This is a genomic window from Streptomyces sp. NPDC029526 (genome assembly GCF_040637405.1).
GTDB lineage: Bacteria > Actinomycetota > Actinomycetes > Streptomycetales > Streptomycetaceae > Streptomyces.
The window spans coordinates 19,496-36,916 of the sequence record NZ_JBEZWE010000014.1 but is presented as its reverse complement, the minus strand read 5'-3'; the positions used below and the strand labels follow the sequence as shown (position 1 = coordinate 36,916).

Genomic DNA, 17,421 nt, shown 5'->3' with positions numbered 1-17,421 from the left:
TCGAGACGAGCCGAATTCGATGAGGGGGGCGGACGGCCGGCCGGAAACGTGTCGACGTGTGCCGGACGGTGGTGTGACGGACTCCTGCCGTCACACGCCCCGGAAAACCAGCGAGCCGGGGCCCGCACCCGGAGGTGCGGGTCCCGGTCGCGAAAACGCGTGAGCGCGGGTGTCAGGCCGGAACGATGTTCTCGGCCGTCGGGCCCTTCTGGCCCTGGGCGATGTCGAAGGACACCTTCTGGCCCTCCAGCAGTTCGCGGAAGCCCTGGGCGGCGATGTTCGAGTAGTGGGCGAAGACGTCGGGGCCGCCGCCGTCCTGCTCGATGAAGCCGAAGCCCTTTTCCGAGTTGAACCACTTCACGGTGCCAGTAGCCATATTCTGTTTCTCCTTCGGAGACGGTGTCAGGAATTCACCGTGTGTGAATTCCTGGTCGCCGTGATGATTACCCCGTCGGAAAAACCTTCCGGCCAACCCCACCTGCAACTTCCACCGACCGTAGCACGGTGCGATCTGCCCCGGGCGGGCGTTGACCCCGTCCTGTGGACGGCCGGGAAATACCCGTCCTGGCCCGCACCCTCTTTCTGTCGCCGCCGACACAGATATCGCTCGCCGTGCGTCCGGCCGTTGCTCCGGCGCGAGCCCGCCGGCGACTCCCTGACCGGCGCGGGAGCGCCCGGAATCATGCGCGGGGCACCGCCGCCGGCCGTCCGGCCGCCGCCCGCGTGCGGTCCTCGCCCCGGGCGACGAAGGTCACACACGCGGGAAGGAGCCGTCGCACGCCCCGTTGACGGACGGCGCGTGCGCGCAGGGCTCACAGCACAGCAGGGGCGGAACACAGCGGGGCGGACCGAGGCCGGGGCGGACCCAGGCCGGGGGGCGCCGGGGCGGGGGACTTGCCCCGCCCCGGCGCGCATGGGCAGGCATGGGCTTGGCTTCGTAGGCACTCATGGGGCCCGCTCCGGTCCCGGGTGAGGCAGGCTGGGGGGCATGCCGACCCGACCCGTACTGGTCTACGACGGCGACTGCGGCTTCTGCACCTCGTCGGTCACCGTCCTCCAGCGCTTGCTGCACCCCGACTGCACGGTCACCCCGTGGCAGTTCGCCGACCTGGCCGCCCTCGGGACGAGCCGACGGCGGGCCGAGTCCGAGGTCCTGTGGATCACCCCGGCCGGGACCGTGTACGGCGGTGCCCAGGCCGTCGCCCGGCTCCTGCTGCGGGCGGGCAAGGGGTGGGCCGTGCTCGGCGCGCTGCTCACCCTCCCGCCCGTCAGCTGGGTCGCTCACGGCGTCTACCGGATCGTCGCGAACAACCGCACCCGCCTGCCGGGCGGCACCCCGGCCTGCGCCCTCCCCGCCCGCCGCGACGAGGGCCCGGCAGGCCCGTAGGGGCGCCGGCCGAGGCGCCCCTACGGGCGGCGACGGCCCTCCGAACGGGCCGCCCACGGGCCCGGGACCCCGCCGAGGCGGTACGGCCCACCGGCCGGACCAAGTAACTGGCCCCGGCCGATGCGAATCAGGGGCGGACCGGAGGCCGACCCAGGGCGGACCAGGCTGACCAGGGGCGGTCGGGACCGGGCCGTCCCGCCCACTGCCCTCACCCCGACGAGCCCTGGCGGGTCAGGGAGTCGTGGATCAGGGAGTTCAGGAGGGCGGCCCCCCGCTCGGCGTCGTCCACGCTCACGGCGAAGTCCTTGCCCTTCCGGGTGCGGATCACCAGGCACTCGCCGGCCCGCAGCATGACCGTCGTCCCCAGCCCGCTCAGCCGGTACCCCCAGCCGCCGACCTGGGCCGCCGTCCGCGTCTCGACGCGAGCGGACTCGAGGCTCTCCGCCGCCCACCGCCGGGCCGGCCAGCGCCACGGACCGAGGCCGACTTCGAGGCCCTTCTCGCTGACGCGTGCCTGGACCGAGGAGCAGCCGAGGACCAGCAGAGACGCGAGGGCGAACGGCACGGCGAGCGAAGCGCCCCCCGAGTCCACCAGACCGCCCGCCGCCGCCACCACCGCGGCCACCGCGACGACACCGGTGACGGCCGCCGTGGCCCGGAGCCACGGGTTGGAGGCGCGCGACAGCCACACGAACCGCTGCCCTGCCGGTATCTCCATCGTCGGCCCGGTCGCCGCCGGGACCACGGCGGGCGCCCGTCCGCCGACCAGGAGGGCGGCCCCGCCCACGGCCACCGCTCCCAGCAGGGTCGCGATCACCCAGCCCGTCACCGAGTCCGCCTCGCGCCAGTGGGCGTGGTCCAGGTTCGCCTGCACGATCGCCGCCTGCGTACCGAGGAGCATCACACCGCTGAACCCCAGCGTCGCACCCGCCCACCCGCTCGCCCCGCCGGCACTGCCCCGGGTCCTCCACAGGGCCAGCACGACGACGGCCGTCAACAGCGCCCAGATCAGCGCCGGGAGCAACGTCGCGGCCCACAGGGGCATGGACGAGTCCGGCTCACCGGATCCGGCGTTCCAGTGCGTCGCCAGCCGGTCCGGAAGCCGGTCGCCGGCCGCGAGCGGCAGTGCCACCAGCAGCGCCAGGACTCCCGCGATCCACCCTCCGGCAGCCCACACCGCCGCACTCCTGCGCCCCGCTGTGTCGGTCACGGAATCCCCCTGATCATCTCGATGACGTCGTTCCTGCTGTAGCCGAGGCGTGCGGCATCGGCCACCACGTCCCGGACGCGGTCGAGGAGCGCCGAGCGTGCCTCGGCACCCTGAGCCACGGTCACTCCCCGACCCCGCCGGAATTCCAGTAGTCCTTCGTCGCGCAACGCCCTGAGCCCGCGCAGCACGGTGTTCACGTTCACTCCCAGCGCCTGGGAGAGATCGCGCGCCGGGGGCAGCCGGTCGCCCGGCGCGCACTCCCCTTCGGCGATGGCGCGCCGGATCGCTCCGGCCACCTGTTCGTGCAGCGGGCGGGTGTCCGCGGTGTTCAACTTCAGCAGCATGGTGCTAATGAAGATAGCACCATGGGTCTGTCCTGGCCATGGGGCACCCAGCCGCGGTCCCCGGGCCCCCCACCCCTGTGCTGCATCGTTCCGGCGAGGACCTGCCAGTCCTTCGGCAGCCGGCGGTCAAAACCCTGCCGCTGGTGCTCCCACCCCGAGGACGCCGAGCATCGCCCGGGTCGCGGGGCTGGGATTGAAGCGGCTCCACACCAGGCACTCGATCCGACGCGGTCCGTCGACCACCGGGACCAGCGCCAGTGCGGGGTCGTCGGCAGCCCGCGGTCCCCGACTCCCGGCGACGGCCACGGTCCCCCGACGGCAGGTCAGGCAGCCGGACAGTCCGGCAAGCCGCCACCTCGCCCACCTGGGAACGGCCGGCACGTACAGGAGCCTGCTTCCCGGAGCGGATCTGCCGGCCGCCGATCCACCGTGCTGTTCCGATGACGCGGGCGACACCGGTAGGGCCAGGGCCCACCCCACGCCGAAGGCCGCGAGCGCGACCCCTGCGATGCCGGTCGAAGCCGACAGCACGCTGCGGAGCCCGGCGGCGACAAGCGGCACCAGGGCGCGGGCCGCCAGAGCCAGCAGGGCGACGCGGGCGAGAGCGGTGCCGCCCTCGCCCCCGGCGGTACGCCCCTCACGTGCTGCCTGCTCGTGCCCGCGCCTCGTGCACCCACGTGCTGTTCTTCCGCTCCGTCACACGTCTAGTGAGAGCTGCGTTCCCCGGACAGGTCGTAGAGGTTGCCGCCGGGCTTGACCACGCTGAGGGCCCAGATGATGAAGCCCGACATGGTGATCACCACGACGGACCACAGCGGGTAGTACGGCATGGAGAGGAAGTTGGCGAGGATCACGAGCGCGGCGACGGCCACGCCGGACACGCGCGCCCACGTCGCGGTCTTGAGCAGCCCGGCGCTGATGATAACGGCGAGTACGCCCAGGACGAGGTGGATCCAGCCCCAGCTGGTGAGGTCGAACCGGAAGATGTAGTCGGGTGTGGTGACGAAGACGTCGTCCTCGGCGATGGCCATGATGCCCCGGAGGATGTCGAAGAGGCCGACGAGCAGGAGCATGACGGCGGCGAAGACGGTCAGGCCGGTCGCCCACGCCTGCCTCGACGAGTGCGTCGGCCGGGTGTGTGTGGCGGTCATCGTGCGCCTCGATTTCGTGGCGTGCGGAGGTCAGTGGGCGGAAGTGCTGGTCGTGGCGGGTGCCCGGCCCGCGTGATCCGCCGGGCCGTGGCCGCTCAGGACCAGCTCCTTCGCCCTGCGGAACTCCTCGTCCGTGATGGCACCCTGCTCGCGGATCTCGGAGAGCCGGGCCAGTTCGTCGACGCTGGAGCGCTGTCCCTCGCTCGCGGTCCTCCTGATGTAGGCGTTGAACTCCTCCTGGCGGGCGAGGGCGTGTTCCGTCTCCCGGCGGCCCATGTTCTTCCCGCGTGCGACGACGTAGACGAACACGCCGAGGAAGGGCAGGAGGAGGCAGAACGCCAGCCAGCCGGTCTTGGCCCAGCCACTCAGCCCGTCGTCGCGGAAGATGTCACCGATGACCCGGAAGAGCAGGACGAACCACATGATCCACAGGAAGATCAGAAGCATCGTCCAGAACATGTTGAGCAAGGGGTAGTCGTAGGCCAGGTAGGTCTGCGCGTTCATGTCCGTCCTCCGTCCCGGGCGGGCCGTCGTTGCGTACCGACTCAGGGTGGTCATGGGGTCCGGCGCCCGGCATCACCCGGCACGGGTGAGCCGGCCGCAGGGTCCGCGGCTGCCGCCAGAACCGCCACGACGATCAGGGCGGCTGAGGTGATCCCGAGGACGAGCGCCACGGTGGTGACCGTGGGGTCGTTCCAGAACAACAACGTCACCGCTCCCGCTGCCACGACGGCGCCGGCGGCCCACGTCCGGTGCTTCGCCGTCAGACGTCCTACGGGCCCGGCGTCCACACCACTTCGGTGCAGGGCCCGGCCGGCAGCGGCCGTGGCCCGTACGGCCGTCCCTCGGACGGCACGGGCGGCGCGGCCGGGCCCGTACAGGTACGCGGCCAGCGCGGTGACCACCGCGACGACCAGCAGCGTGCGGGTGCTGTCCCGCAGGAACCGGACGAACGTGTCGTAGACGGCCGCCGCCGCGTCGGGCGGCAGCGCCGCGGGCGGTACCGAGTCCAGATAGGCCCCGCGCACCAGAGCCAAGGCCACGAGCAGCAGCGCCATCATCGCCCCGACACCGGTCGCGGTGGCCATGAGCATCACGCGGTGGGCGGGCGCGGTCCACACGGCGAGCGCGGCCAGGACGGTGGTCAGCACGGGCAGCCAGACGCCGACGACGTTCAGCAGCCGCATCAAGTCCTGCGCCCTGCCCAGCTGCTCCGACTCGAACAGCGTGACCGTCCGGTCGCTGTCCGGGATCGCGGCGGCGGCCTTGTCGAAGCCCGCGTCGGCCAGCCGCGCCCGTACCTGATCGACGACCTCCCCCACGTCCAGCAGGACGGCGCCCTCCCCGGTGCTCAGCGCACCCCGCCCTTCACCGGTGAGCATGTTCACCACCGCGGCGTGCGACCGCCGGTTGGCGCCCTCCCAGGCTCGCCGGAAGACATCGCTGGTGACCACGCCGCTGACGGTGTGCTCGACGGTGGATCGCACGGCGTCGCGCAGTGGGGCTTCCAGGGACTCGGCGCCGTCCACGACGCGAGGCGGTGCCCCGGCCTCCCGGAGCGTGGCAGCGAGCGAGTCGGACACCGCCTCCACGTCCACCTGTGCCACCACTCGGTCGGTGAGCCGGTCGGTCAGGGCGTCCTGCACGGCCGGTTCGGACGCCAGTGGCGCCACGGTCGCCACGTACCGGTCGGTGTCGGAGACGGTGTCCCGCACCCAGGCCGCGACCACGGCCGAGGGGGCGAGCAACAGGGTCAGCAGGAGGAGGACCGAGGAGCCGGCGACGCGGGCCCGCCGGTGGCGTACCGACGCCCGCCGGCGCAGAAGCTCGTACTCCGCCCGCTCACCGGCCGAGAGGGCGGGGGAGCGGTCCGCGGACCCGCCGGAGCCGGGCGATCCGGCCGGGGTGGTGGGGGCCATCGACGTTCCTTCCACCGGCCGGGGGTCAGGTCATGGCAGCGGGCGATCCCGCCTTCGGCGGGCGTGCCCCGCGCAGCGCGGACCGCCACCCCGCGGCGACCACCGCCTCGGCGAGCCCCAGCAGGACCAGCCACAGGCCGAGAAGCCGGGTCAGGGCACGGGCCGACTCCGCGGGCAGCGCGAGGACGACGATCCCGGCGACGACCGCCAGTACTGCCATCCCCATGACCAGGCCCCGGTGCGGCAGGTTCTCGGTGACCAGGGCGGCGTAGAGGGTGAGGGTGCCGGACACCAGCCAGACCAGGCCGACGATCAGTGACAGCGCGGCGATGGTCTGCAGCGGGTTGCGCAGACACAGCACCCCGGCCAGCAGGTACAGCACGGCCAGCAGGAGCCCGGGCAGCCGCTCGTGTCCCTCCCGCGCGAAGACGCCTACGAACCGGAACACGCCGGTCAGCAGCAGGTACAGGCCGACGAGGACGGCCAGGACATGCAGGGTCGCCTCCGGCCACACCAGGACCAGGACGCCGGGGACCAGCGTGGCGACGGCCGACCCCATGAGCCAGACCCAGGACCGGCCGAGCCGGGTGAGGACGTGCGCAGGGTCGTCCATGGCGCCGGGAACCGCCCCGCCGGACCCGCCTCCCCGGCCCGGGGGTCCCGCATCTCGGGGCACGGTCATCGCCTCCTCGTGGCCCGGCCGGTCGCCGCCGGGACGTCCGGTGGGGACAGCCCGTGAGCACCGAGGACCGGTAGGTGTCCGTTCCAGGGTCGGGGCCGGCACCGAGGGCCGGGATCACCCGTCAGGGGTGATCCCGGCCTGACGGCGGGGCGGTGAGGTGGGATCCGGGAGCACCTGTCCACCGGGTCCGGACGAGGTCAGGACGAGGTCCGGACGAGACGAAGAAGCGTGGGACGAGCGACATCCTCCTCGGCCGGACGCACGTCACCGGCCTCGACGGGAAGGGCCGGGACGTCGAGGGCCGGGATTTCCACGTGCGCCGGCTGTCCGGCTGTGGGACTGGAAGGGCATCGCGCGACCGGAGACCAGGGACCCGACCTGCTCTCCCGCTTCGCCCGGCTGCGTGGAGCCGGCCCGACCCGGCTCGGCCCGACCCGACCCGGCCCGAGCCCACGCCCGCCCCTGCGCCCCTCTCACGCCCGCGGCGAACCTGGGTGGCAACGGCCGCTTCGACCGCGCTCACCGATTCCGTCCGGTCCTACGCCGGCCGGAACGAACGCGACCACGAAGCCCGACGGCGGCCTGCCGCTCCGGCCGGACCACGGCCGCCCGCGTGTGAGGCCCGCCATGGAAAGACGAGCGGGCCGACGACGCACACCGTCCGCGGGCGCGTCATTCCGGGATCTGTCGCATCTCCATGACGCGCAGCCCCAGTGACTGGCAGCGGGTGAGCAGCCCGTACAGGTGGGCCTCGTCGATCACCGTGCCGAACAGGACGGTCTGGCCGGACATGACGACGTGCTCCAGCTCCGGGAACGCGTTGGCCAGCGTCTCCGACAGGTGTCCCTCGATGCGGATCTCGTAACGCACGAGCGGTCCCTCCACCGGACGGGGCTCGGGACACCGTCCGGGGCTCCGGGGCGGACGGTGTTCTGTGCGACGATCCTGCGCCTTCTCGCCCTCCGGCGCCTTCACCCGGTACAGGTGACCCCGCGCAGCGCCGGTGCCTTTCAGTGCGTCGATGCGATCTTGACGACGACGATCGCCAGACCGAGTAGTACGTCGACCGCGGCCGTGGTGGCCATCAGCCGCAAGGGGGCGCCCGCGCGGTGTCCCGCGGCGACGGACCAGCCCCCTGTCAGGCGACGGCGACGGACAGGGGCGCCACAGGGTGCCCAGGACGTCCAGCCCCAGCACGGGGCTGACGGCGATCACCGCGGCGGGAGGCACGACGGCCTTCACGACGGGCCACTCCGCGGCACACCCGCAGGATCACCCGCCGGCCCGGAGTACGCCGCGCCGGACGCGCACCGGACAGCTCGGCGTGGATGTGGGAGATCCAGACCACCAGGCTGATGAGTAACAGCAGCAGAACCAGTTCGGCGCGGGGGAACGAGCCCAGGGTGCCGGCGCCGACCACGACGGAGGCCGCGAGCAGGGTGCCGTGGACACCGCCGGTGTAGTCCGCGTGGGCCCGGTGTGCGGCCCGCCGCTCCCGCCGCTCCCGCCGCTCCGGCCGGTCCCGCCGGTCCGTGGACCGCCCTGCCCGGGGCTCACCCTCGGTACCTGTGTCCCCTACGAGCTCAGCCTGTCGGCCCGGACGGCCCGGCCGTCCGGCTCCCGGCACCGGGTTCGGATTCGGATTCAGGTTCGGGCGGGCGGCCAGCCCGGGCGGTCGGAAGACGTGCGGTGAACAGGAAGCTCGCGAGCGCGACGCCGCCCGTGGCCAGGATCGCCGCCTTCAGCCCGTCCAACTGGGCGGACGCGTAGGAGTCCGTCACGGCGTCGACCTCGGACGGCGGCAGCCCGGCCTCCTCGGCCGCGGAACGCACCTGCTCGGTCGGGACGAAGGTGATGCCGGCTTCCAGACGGACCCCGACCTCGTCCCGGACCGCCGGGGACAGCCGGGGGTCGTCCGCGACCTGGGTGGTGAAAGCGCCTGCCAGCGCGCCGACCACGATGGAGCCGATGAGCGCGGTGCCCAGCGACGAGCCCAGATTCTGGGCCGTGAACTGCAGCCCTCCGGCCTCGCTGCGCTCGTCCTCACCTACAGCGGACTGCACCACGTTGCCGAGCTGCGAGGCGAGCAGACCGACCCCCACCCCGAGCACGGCCATCGCCCCGGCGAACTGGGCGTCGTCGATGACCGGGTCGATGGTGGCGAGCAGCCACACGACGGCCGCCGCCAGAATCGCCAGGGCCAGCCGCACCACCCGGCGCGGTCCCATCCTGCGCCCCAGCGCGGACCCGCACAGGGAGGTCACCAGCATGGTGGCCGACACCGGCAGCAGGCGCAGCCCGGTCTGGAAGGCGTTGAAGCCCTGCACCACCTGGAGGTAGAGCGGGATGGCGAAGAACAGGCCGAGGAGGATGAGGTTCTGGCCGAGCAGGGTTGTCAGGCCGGCCCGCAGGACGGGCCTGCCCAGCAGGGACAGGTGTACCAGAGGGTCGGTGCCCTGGGCCTCCCGCCGCCCTTCCCAGACCCGGAACAGGGCCAGCACGGCGATTCCGGCACCGATGACGAACAGGGTGGGGGCGAAGCCCAGGACGGTGAAAGGCGGGTTGCGGGGATCGACCCAGCCCCAGGTGCTGCTCTGCAACACCCCGAGTACGCCCAGTCCCAGCCCGACGGCGGAGAGCGCCGCGCCGACCCCGTCCAGCCGGGGGCGCCTCGCGGCCGGGGTGGGCGTCGCGATCACCCGCCGGCACAGCAGCACGGCCACGACGACGAGCACCTCACCGGCGAAGACCAGCCGCCAGGTGAGGTAGGTCGTCATCCAGCCGCCCAGCAGTGGGCCGACCGCGATGCCGGCGCCGGCGAGCCCTCCGACGACCGCGTAGGCGATGGCGCGGTCCCGTCCGCGGTACGACTCCGCGACCAGGGCGGCCATGGCCGGCAGCACCATGGCCGCCCCGAGCCCCTCGGTGACGGACCAGCCCAGCGTGAGCACCCACAGGCTGGGGGCAACGGCGGTCACGGCCGACCCGACCCCGTAGACGGCCAGTCCCGTCAGGAACATGCGCCGCCGTCCCAGGATGTCCCCGAAGCGGCCGCCGATGAGCATGAAAGCAGCCATGACCAGCGCGTACAGGGTGATGACGGCCTGGATGGCGGTGACCTCCGTGTCGAAGTCCTCGACCAACTGGCTGATCGACACGTTCATCACGGACGTGTCCAGAACCATCAGGAACTGGGCCGTACCGAGGACTGCCAGGGCCCGCCAGTGCTTCACGTCGTCTCACCTCGCCGGGTCGACCGGGGCGCTGCGGCACGTTCCCCTCATCGCACCTCTGCGGAGGCGCCGCGTGCCTCACCCCTCGCGGGGGAGGTCACAGGAGGCCGAGGTCGCGCGCCCGGCGTACGGCGTCGCCGCGCCGGTTCACCGCCAGCTTCCGGTAGGCGCTCTTGAGATGGGTCTTCACCGTGTTGACCGACACGTAGAGGTCGGCGGCGATCTCCTCCGCGGACATCATCCGGGCCAGCCGTTGCAGCACGTCACGTTCGCGTCCGCTCAGCTCCACCGGCACCAGGAGCGCGGGGTCCGCCACGGGCTGCACCGGCTCGCCGTGAAGGTGTCGCCGGCCGGGCGGGAGCCAGTCCTCGGCGAGCCCGCGCAGCGGGGCCGCGGCCAACAGCGGCCCGATCCAGTCTCCTGCCTGGAGGAAAGGACGCCGCAGCCGCTCGCGCCGTGCGTCGAGAAGTGCGCGTGCGACGAGCCGGCGGGCGGTGACCGTGTCTCCCGACTCCTGCGCCACCCGGGCCCGCACCAGCGCCGCGCCCACGCTCACCGCGGGGCCGGTGCGTCCCTGGGCGCGAACGGCACCGAGCAGTTCTGCCGCGGCACGGGGACGCCCCGCGGCGACCTGGATCCCCGCCGCTTCGACGGCGCACACCGGCTGGTCGCCACCGACACCCTGGAGAAGGCGCACGGCTTCGTCCGGCCGCCCGTCGGCGAGGCAGGCGGCGGAGCGGACGACCGCTGCCCGACTCTCTGCCCAGGGGGACGCCACGGCCGTGGACACGGCCGGCTCCGCAGCCTCGGCGGCGGCGTCCGTTTCACCGTCGTCGAGCAGAAGGCGTGAGACGGCCATGGCCCGGCCCGCCGTCGGTACCGGGTCGTGCTCCCGCGCCGGAAGCCGTGCCGTCTCGTCGAGCAGGACCCGGGCCCGGCCCAGTTCCTGCCGGTCCACGGCCACCGCGGCCAGGACCAGCCGGCCCAGGCCCGCACCGGGAGGCCGGGGCAACCCCGCCCGCTCCGCCTCGGCCACCGCGGCCAGAGCCCTGTGTTCCGCCCGGCCGAGCCAGCCGTTCAGATAGTCGAGCAGCGCCAGGTGCCCCATCGACTCCACTCGGGGCAGGACGGTGGCGGACCCGCCCGGGGCACCGGCCGCACGGCGCAGCACGGCGCGAGCGTCGTCGAAGCGTCCCTCCCACAGGCGGGTCGAACCCACGTGTGTCATCAGCAGGGCGGTCAGTTCCGGATGCTCGTCCAGCAGGTGGGCAGGCAGGTCCCGGCGCAGTTCCTCGGCTCGCGCGGCGGCCTGCTCGGCCCGCGGAGGGCAGCCGGTGAGCCGGGCGGCGAGTGCCTCGAGCAGTGTGCAGCTCAGCCGGGCCGCCACCGGCCCGGGAGAGTCCTCGGTGCCGGAGAGCTGTTCCCGGGCCCGTCGCAGCCGGTCCAGCCCGTGGCCGAGGTCGCGTCGGGCCAGTGCGCCGGCCGCCCGCACGAGGTCGCTCGCCGGGCTCCTCGCTTCGGGCCCCATGCCGGCGAAGAGCTGGACCAGAGCGTCCGAGCGCAGGCCGGTGAAGAACTGCCCGATCGCGAGGTCGTCGACGAGCGCGCCGGCGGCCAGGTCGAAGTCGCCGCCCGCTGCACCGTGGGCGAGCGTCTCCGGGAGGAAGCCGGAACGGCGCAGCCATCGCGCGGCCCGCAGGTGCAGCTCCGCTTCCGCTCCGGGCATGCGTTCGCGCAGGTGAGCCCGGAGGATCTCTCGGAACAGCGGGTGCAGCCGGTACCAGGAGTGCCCCAGCCGCTCGATGAACGCGTTCTCCCGGTGCAGCCCGGCGAGGAGGCGTTCGGCGTCGGCCCGCAGCGTCAGGGCATCGGCCAGGTCCGGGCAGAACCGGTCCAGGACGCTCACCCGCAACAGCAGGTCCTGCGTCTCCTCCGTCCTGCCCTTGAGGACCTCCGCCAACAGGAAGTCCGCGACCATGCTGTGGTCCGCCTCGAACTCCTTCAGATACCGCTCGGGGTCGGCGCTCTCCCGAGCCGCGAGGGCGGACAGCCGCAGCCCGGCGGCCCAGCCCCGGGTGCGGTCGACCAGGGCGGACGCGGCGGGCTCGGGAAGGTGCAGCCCGTGCAGTCGCAGCAGCGCCCCGGCCTCCTGCGGGGTGAACGACAACTCGGCGCCGCGGATCTCGGTCAGCTCGCCCGCGGCGCGGAAGCGGTGCAGCGAAAGCAGCGGCTCGGTGCGGGTCACGAGCACGAGGCGCAGTCCCTGCCCGGAGTGGCGCAGGACGAACTCCAGCTGCTCCGCGACCTCGGGGACGGTCATCCGGTCGTACTCGTCCAGCACGAGGACCACGGGGCCGTCGCGGGCGTTCAGTTCGGCGGCGAGCGAGGCCAGCAGACCGCGTCCCACGCCGCTCGAGTCCGCCGGCGCCCCGGCAGCGCCGGCCGCCCGCGCCCCGCACACGCGCAGGGACTCGAAGACGTAGGCCCAGAAGACACCCGGCCGATGATCTCCGGCCTCCACGGTCAGCCAGGCGACCGGCAGCCGCAGCCCCGCGGCCCAGTCGGCCGTCAGGAGCGTCTTGCCGGCGCCGGCCGATCCGTTGACCAGCGTCAGCGGGGTGCTCAGGGCCTGATCCAGATGCGAGACGAGCCGCTGCCGCCGCAAGAAGGTGGCAGGGCGAGAGGGAAGCGCGAACCGTGTGCGCAGGTACGGATCACCCGACGGGTCGGTACCCGCGTCGGTCGGTGCCCCAGCGCTGCCGACGGGCGTGCTCACACTCCTCACCCCCACGCCCCTGTCCCGTCGGTGCACTCGGGCCTGAGGCGGTGCAGCACGCCCCCGCCCGGCCCGACGGCGCCGTAACTGCTCTCGGGCACCTCGTCCCACGCCCCCGACTGGTCATCCAGGGGCTCCGACACGACGAGAGGGGTCTCGCCGGACTCACCTCGAGGCCGTCACCATCGGTCGGGCTTACGCCCGTACGGGAGTGCGGACTCCGGTGGATCAGGAAGGGCTCCGGCTGGGACAGAACCTGGCCGAGGAGAACGGGTGTACCCGAGTAGGCGATCCAGCGGCACATCGTGACGCCCCTTCCGGCGGTTGCGAAGGTGCCACCGCCGAGCCCGGCCACGGCAAACCCCGCGGCCCTGGCGCACGGCAAGCGTCATCCCGCAACTGCTCCCAGTATCGCTCCCTGCGGCCATCAGGGCATGTGCACGGGCAGCCCTGCCCAGGACCCTTCAACAGCACGGACGGAGAGGTCGGCTACCGGCGTGCCTTCGCCACACGTCAAGGGGAGACCACGTTCAGGGCTGTCCGTCCCGAGGCGAGTGACATCAGCCGGCGCCGGCATCGCCCCACCGGACGCCCTGATCGCCGCCACGGCCCTGCCAACGGCTGGACTGCGGCCACCCGCAACATCAAGCACCTGGCCCGCACCGGAGCCCTGGTGATCAACCCGTGGGAGCAGTCGGTCCGACCAGGACGTGAGGGACCGTCGGCGCGTGATGTCGGAGGCCGCCCGGGGCAGTGCCCGGGCGGCCTCTGCATCGGTGCCCCCGGCAGGATGCCAACCTGTGACACCCGCTTCAGTAGTTCGGTTCGAGCGTGGTCCGACTGCTGTCGTCGACGGGCACGGCGGCCAGCGGGAGTCGCTGGCGTGTGTCCCCGTCCGACGTCGTTGATGTCAGCTGTGGATGTCGGCGCCTTCTCATCCGTAGCTCCAGCCGGATCGATCAGCGAAGGCCGTACCCGGCCGCTACGGCCGAAGCTCTGTCGGCGCAAGCCTTCGGGTCACGTGGCACCCGGTAGCACCCGGTGCTACCTTGGTTGGTATGAGCGTTCAGCCCGAAATCACCCAACGGGATCTACGCAGCCGGTCCCGGGAGATCATGGATGCCATACAGGGCGGTCAGTCGTTCACCGTCACCCGGGACGGACATCCGATCGGACAGCTCGTCCCGCTACGTCGACGCCGCCGGTTCGTCTCCCGCCAGGAGTTCGCCGCGATGTCCAGGACCGCTCCCGGCATCGACCTCGACAGGTTCCGCGCCGATCAGGACGCCACGGCCGAGACCTACCACGACGATCCCTATGACCGCTGACCGCCCGACGCATCAGCAGGGCCTCCTCGACACCAACATCATGATTCTGCGCCGCTGGGTGGCACCCGAGGAGCTACCGGACGAAATGGCGATCACCGCCATCACCCTGGCCGAGTTGTCCGCCGGTCCGCACGAGGTCCGTCGCAACGACGAACAGAACAGCTACGACGAACACGCCGAACGCGCCCGTAGGCTCGACGTCCTGCAGCGCGCCGAGAACGAGTTCGACCCCATCCCCTTCGATGCCGAAGCGGCCCGCATCTACGGCCGTATCTGTGCCGCAGTGATCAGCGCCGGCCGCAAGTCACGCCGCCGGGTGGCCGACCTGATGATCGCTGCCATCGCAGTGGCGGAGAACCTTCCCCTCTTCACCACCAACCCCGACGACTTCGAAGGGCTGGACGACCTCCTCACCGTCGTGCCGGTCACCCGCCCGAGGGTGCCCCACGAAGGCTGACGTTGGGGCACTGGTGCGGTGGGAGCACACCGGGGCACGGATGTGATCACGCAGCAGGGCCGGTTCGAGGGATCAAGCCCTTCGAACCGGCCCTGTGCCGTGTGCCCCGGCGAGATGCGCGCCCTGATGAACACGGCTGTGGACGACGAGCTGATCCGGCGCAACCCGTGCCGCGTCAAGGGCGCGGACCGCTACGACGTGCCCGAGCGGCCGGTCCTCACGGTGGCGGAGGTCTTCGCCGTCGCCGACTCCATCGCGCCGCGCTACCGGCTGCTCGTGCTCCTGGCGGCCTTCACCACCCTGCGGTTCGGGGAGCTGGCGGCCCTGCGGCGCCGGGACATCGACCTGGAGGGGCTGACCGTCACCGTGCGCCGTGCTCAGGCTGAGCTACAGGACGGCCGGCTCTTCGACAAGACGCCGAAATCCGCGGCCGGGGTGCGCTCCGTCTCCTTCCCGGCCGAACTGCTCGACGCGGTCACGCACCACCTGGAGCACTTCGCCGCTCCCGGCCGCGACGGGCACGTCTTCGTCGGGCCGCAGGGCGGGCAACTGCGGCGCAACAACTTTCGGGACGACTGGGTCAAGGCCCGGAAGGCCGCGGGCGTCACGGCCGAGCTGCACTTCCACGATCTGCGGCACACGGGCAACACGCTGGCTTCGACGGCGGGTGCCAGCACGCGGGAGCTGATGACGCGTATGGGGCACAGCAGCTCCCGGGCCGCGCTGATCTATCAGCACATGACCAGCGATCGGGACCGGGCCATCGCCGACCGGCTCGGGGCCATGATCCGGAGCAGCGGAGGAAACGCCCCCGTTTAGGAAGGGGGACGCGCACACCATGGCCTTCTCTACCGGCCAGGCACCACCCATCTACGGCGAGACGGCGGGCTGTAGAGTCCGCCAGAGGGGGAATCATGGCTGATCGCGGCTGGTACGACGACAGTGACTACCACGAAGCAGTCCAGCGGGCCGAACGAGCGACACGGTCCGGCTGGTCAGCGATCGCCTGGACTACAGGAGCGCTCGGCTGTGTGCTGATCACCATCGCCGTTCTCTGTGTGGTCGCGGTCGTCGCGTGCCTCTTCGTTGTAGTGGCGAGCGATTACTGAGTGGCCACCGAGCACGGGTGCGGTCATTGATCGTCCGGGGCGCTCCTTGGGAGATGTGGCATCCACGTGGCATTAGTGGCACGCGTGTGGCACGACCCCGAACACGACGAAGGGCCAGCCTCGGAGGAAGCCCCTCCTGAGCTGGCCCTTTTCTCTGTGCCCCCGGCAGGATTCGAACCTGCGACACCCGCTTTAGGAGAGCGGTGCTCTATCCCCTGAGCTACGAAGGCAGTCCGGGCCGCGTGCGGCGGCCCCGTGGTCGTGGAGGACCACAGGCGTCAGGGTACCGGATCGGGGTCGGCGGGTGTGGTGGTCGGGGCGGGGCGAGGGCTACTCGCGGGTGATGCGGACGCGGTGGGTGTGGGGGGTGTCGTCGGCGGTGTCGGAGCCGTTCGGTGCGGTGGCCTCCAGGACGGTCACGCGGATTCCTTCCTGGCGGTCGACGAAGGACTCGCCCGGGGTGAAGGTCGCGTCGGAGAGTTCGGCGTGGACGTTGGGGCTGCGGGTGCAGCCTCCGCTGTCCCGGAGGGAGTCGTAGACGGTGATGGGGCCCATGCCGGTGTCCACGTCGGCGTCGACCTTGTAGATGAGGACGCCGGGGCGGCAGACCGCCTCGTCGTTGCCGGCCTGGGTGCGGACCTCGACGGCGTAGCCGGACCGTTCGTCGATGGGGACGAAGGCGAGTTTCGGGCCGCCGGTGTCCGCCAGGGGGGTGAGGACGTAGTCCCGGGTCCCGGGGGCGGCGGCGCAGTGGACCTGGTCGGTGTCGAGCCAGCCGAGTTTCCACTTGTGCCAGGCGAGCAGGTCGTTGTTGGCGCCCCAGTCCTCGCTCATGATGTCCCAGTGGCCGACCGCGCCGCCGCCGTCGGCGGTGTAGAGGTCGGGGAGGCCGAAGACGTGGCCGTTCTCGTGCGGCAGGACGCGGTAGCCGGTCCGGTCGTAGGAGCCGGAGCCGTCGTCCTGGCGGGAGTAGACGAAGGACGCGTTGGCGACGGGAACGCCGTCGGCGGTCGGGGCCTCGGTGTTGCCGGCGAAGGTCACGGACAGGACGGTGTCCAGGGCGGACGGGCCGGCGTTGGGCGTGACGAGGACGTTGACCATGTCGTAGGCCCGGAAGTCCACTCGGGGGTCCGCCGCTTCGACGATGTCCCGTACCAGTCTGCGGTAGCCGGGGTCGAAGGGGGCGCCGCGTTCTATGCCGTAGGCGCGGAAGGACTTGGGCATGCGCAGCCAGTCGGGGATGGGGATGTCGGTGCGGTAGTCGAGGCGGCCGTAGGAGCTGGTGCGGAACCATTCCTGCGTCTGGGGGAAGAACTCCTGGTAGCGGTCCAGGGCGTCGCCCTCGCCGACGGCGTCCGGGAAGTCGATCATCAGGGTGAGGGCGCGGACGGTGCCGGTGGAACGGGCGTACCCCGGGCCCGTGGGGATTCCCTCGGACATCTGGACGTCGCGGGAGCTGCCGATCAGGCACGGCCCGTGGGCGGAGGAGGGGGACGGTGCGCTGGGGCCGGCGCCCGCGGCGGAGGTGCCGGGGGAGAGGCTGCCGTTGCCGGCCGAGGTGCCGACGGCGAGGGTCAGGGCGGTGACGGAGGCCAGGGCGGCCAGGCGGCGCGGCGATATCCGACGGCTGCTCGGCTGCGGCTGCATGCAGGACCTCCGTTCCACATGGCAGCCGCCGGTTTCCGACTGCACCCTCCCGATCACCCTGCGTTGTGGGGTGCGAGGGCGCCTGTCGGCAGGGCCGATTGTGTGTTTTTCGAGGTCAGGGGAGCTGGAAGGGGCGGAAGGAGGGGTGGGAGGCGGGCCGGTTCGGCATGTGGGGGGA

The 17,421-nt window shown here is 72.4% G+C and carries 15 protein-coding genes, 1 tRNA gene and 4 pseudogenes; 5 read left to right on the top strand and 15 right to left on the bottom strand.

What is annotated here, in order from left to right:
• Positions 1-172: 172 nt before the first annotated feature.
• The gene (locus AB0F01_RS24370) at positions 173-376 is read right to left on the bottom strand and encodes a cold-shock protein (protein ID WP_006143946.1); all 204 of its coding nucleotides are present in this window, start codon (positions 374-376) and stop codon (positions 173-175) included.
• Between the two features lie 612 nt (positions 377-988).
• Between AB0F01_RS24370 and AB0F01_RS24365 the strand changes: the two genes are divergently transcribed.
• Positions 989-1,387: a DUF393 domain-containing protein gene (locus AB0F01_RS24365; RefSeq protein WP_362099510.1), complete on the top strand. Its 399-nt coding sequence runs from the start codon at positions 989-991 to the stop codon at positions 1,385-1,387.
• A 208-nt stretch (positions 1,388-1,595) separates the two neighbouring features.
• On the opposite strand, the gene AB0F01_RS24360 is transcribed toward AB0F01_RS24365, so the two are convergent.
• From AB0F01_RS24360 to AB0F01_RS24305, 12 genes and pseudogenes are all read right to left on the bottom strand, one after another.
• Positions 1,596-2,597, bottom strand: a complete 1,002-nt coding sequence (locus AB0F01_RS24360) for a DUF1648 domain-containing protein (protein ID WP_362099507.1) — start codon at positions 2,595-2,597, stop codon at positions 1,596-1,598.
• Positions 2,594-2,941 carry a GntR family transcriptional regulator gene (locus AB0F01_RS24355; protein WP_362099504.1) on the bottom strand — a complete coding sequence of 116 codons (348 nt, stop codon included), beginning with the start codon at positions 2,939-2,941 and terminating at the stop codon, positions 2,594-2,596. The genes AB0F01_RS24360 and AB0F01_RS24355 overlap by 4 nt, the downstream gene beginning before the upstream one ends.
• Positions 2,942-3,067: 126 nt before the next feature.
• Positions 3,068-3,223, bottom strand: a pseudogene (locus AB0F01_RS24350) (LysR family transcriptional regulator); the annotation flags it as partial.
• A gap of 422 nt (positions 3,224-3,645) precedes the next feature.
• Positions 3,646-4,092, bottom strand: coding sequence for a hypothetical protein (locus AB0F01_RS24345; protein ID WP_362099501.1), 447 nt, complete (start codon positions 4,090-4,092; stop codon positions 3,646-3,648).
• Between the two features lie 30 nt (positions 4,093-4,122).
• Positions 4,123-4,596, bottom strand: coding sequence for a PLDc N-terminal domain-containing protein (locus tag AB0F01_RS24340; protein WP_362099498.1), 474 nt, complete (start codon positions 4,594-4,596; stop codon positions 4,123-4,125).
• A gap of 50 nt (positions 4,597-4,646) precedes the next feature.
• Positions 4,647-6,011: a hypothetical protein gene (locus tag AB0F01_RS24335; RefSeq protein ID WP_362099495.1), complete on the bottom strand. Its 1,365-nt coding sequence runs from the start codon at positions 6,009-6,011 to the stop codon at positions 4,647-4,649.
• A gap of 25 nt (positions 6,012-6,036) precedes the next feature.
• Positions 6,037-6,624: a DUF308 domain-containing protein gene (locus AB0F01_RS24330; protein ID WP_362099492.1), complete on the bottom strand. Its 588-nt coding sequence runs from the start codon at positions 6,622-6,624 to the stop codon at positions 6,037-6,039.
• 741 nt (positions 6,625-7,365) lie between these two features.
• On the bottom strand, positions 7,366-7,563 hold the full coding sequence (locus tag AB0F01_RS24325) for a hypothetical protein (protein ID WP_362099489.1): 198 nt from the start codon (positions 7,561-7,563) through the stop codon (positions 7,366-7,368).
• Positions 7,564-7,703: 140 nt separating this feature from the next.
• A pseudogene (locus AB0F01_RS24320) lies at positions 7,704-8,131 on the bottom strand (hypothetical protein).
• Between the two features lie 145 nt (positions 8,132-8,276).
• Complete coding sequence (locus AB0F01_RS24315; protein ID WP_362099486.1) at positions 8,277-9,926, bottom strand: MFS transporter; 1,650 nt, start codon at positions 9,924-9,926, stop codon at positions 8,277-8,279.
• Between the two features lie 97 nt (positions 9,927-10,023).
• A complete protein-coding gene (locus tag AB0F01_RS24310; RefSeq protein ID WP_362099483.1) occupies positions 10,024-12,702 on the bottom strand; it encodes a LuxR C-terminal-related transcriptional regulator in 2,679 nt (892 codons plus the stop codon).
• 175 nt (positions 12,703-12,877) lie between these two features.
• Positions 12,878-13,006 (bottom strand): annotated as a pseudogene (locus tag AB0F01_RS24305) (class II glutamine amidotransferase); the annotation flags it as partial.
• A 754-nt stretch (positions 13,007-13,760) separates the two neighbouring features.
• On the opposite strand from AB0F01_RS24305, the gene AB0F01_RS24300 reads away from it, so the two are divergent.
• From AB0F01_RS24300 to AB0F01_RS24285, 4 genes and pseudogenes are all read left to right on the top strand, one after another.
• Positions 13,761-14,030 carry a prevent-host-death protein gene (locus AB0F01_RS24300; protein WP_362099480.1) on the top strand — a complete coding sequence of 90 codons (270 nt, stop codon included), beginning with the start codon at positions 13,761-13,763 and terminating at the stop codon, positions 14,028-14,030.
• Positions 14,020-14,487 carry a type II toxin-antitoxin system VapC family toxin gene (locus AB0F01_RS24295; RefSeq protein WP_362099477.1) on the top strand — a complete coding sequence of 156 codons (468 nt, stop codon included), beginning with the start codon at positions 14,020-14,022 and terminating at the stop codon, positions 14,485-14,487. Before AB0F01_RS24300 ends, AB0F01_RS24295 begins: the two co-directional genes overlap by 11 nt.
• Positions 14,488-14,601: 114 nt before the next feature.
• Positions 14,602-15,306: pseudogene (locus AB0F01_RS24290) on the top strand (site-specific integrase); the annotation flags it as partial.
• Between the two features lie 95 nt (positions 15,307-15,401).
• Positions 15,402-15,596, top strand: a complete 195-nt coding sequence (locus tag AB0F01_RS24285; protein ID WP_362099474.1) for a hypothetical protein — start codon at positions 15,402-15,404, stop codon at positions 15,594-15,596.
• Positions 15,597-15,753: 157 nt separating this feature from the next.
• Here the strand turns inward: AB0F01_RS24285 and AB0F01_RS24280 are convergent.
• Both AB0F01_RS24280 and AB0F01_RS24275 read right to left on the bottom strand, forming a co-directional pair.
• Positions 15,754-15,826, bottom strand: a tRNA-Arg gene (locus AB0F01_RS24280).
• Between the two features lie 100 nt (positions 15,827-15,926).
• On the bottom strand, positions 15,927-17,243 hold the full coding sequence (locus AB0F01_RS24275) for a M6 family metalloprotease domain-containing protein (protein ID WP_362099471.1): 1,317 nt from the start codon (positions 17,241-17,243) through the stop codon (positions 15,927-15,929).
• Positions 17,244-17,421: the final 178 nt, after the last annotated feature.

Coding starts and splice junctions, on each gene's coding strand:
- AB0F01_RS24370 (WP_006143946.1), bottom strand. CDS start 376: ATGGCTACTGGCACCGTGAAGTGGTTCAACTCGGAAAAGGGCTTCGGC.
- AB0F01_RS24365 (WP_362099510.1), top strand. CDS start 989: ATGCCGACCCGACCCGTACTGGTCTACGACGGCGACTGCGGCTTCTGC.
- AB0F01_RS24355 (WP_362099504.1), bottom strand. CDS start 2,941: ATGCTGCTGAAGTTGAACACCGCGGACACCCGCCCGCTGCACGAACAG.
- AB0F01_RS24345 (WP_362099501.1), bottom strand. CDS start 4,092: ATGACCGCCACACACACCCGGCCGACGCACTCGTCGAGGCAGGCGTGG.
- AB0F01_RS24340 (WP_362099498.1), bottom strand. CDS start 4,596: ATGAACGCGCAGACCTACCTGGCCTACGACTACCCCTTGCTCAACATG.
- AB0F01_RS24335 (WP_362099495.1), bottom strand. CDS start 6,011: ATGGCCCCCACCACCCCGGCCGGATCGCCCGGCTCCGGCGGGTCCGCG.
- AB0F01_RS24330 (WP_362099492.1), bottom strand. CDS start 6,624: ATGGACGACCCTGCGCACGTCCTCACCCGGCTCGGCCGGTCCTGGGTC.
- AB0F01_RS24300 (WP_362099480.1), top strand. CDS start 13,761: ATGAGCGTTCAGCCCGAAATCACCCAACGGGATCTACGCAGCCGGTCC.
- AB0F01_RS24295 (WP_362099477.1), top strand. CDS start 14,020: ATGACCGCTGACCGCCCGACGCATCAGCAGGGCCTCCTCGACACCAAC.
- AB0F01_RS24285 (WP_362099474.1), top strand. CDS start 15,402: ATGGCTGATCGCGGCTGGTACGACGACAGTGACTACCACGAAGCAGTC.
- AB0F01_RS24275 (WP_362099471.1), bottom strand. CDS start 17,243: ATGCAGCCGCAGCCGAGCAGCCGTCGGATATCGCCGCGCCGCCTGGCC.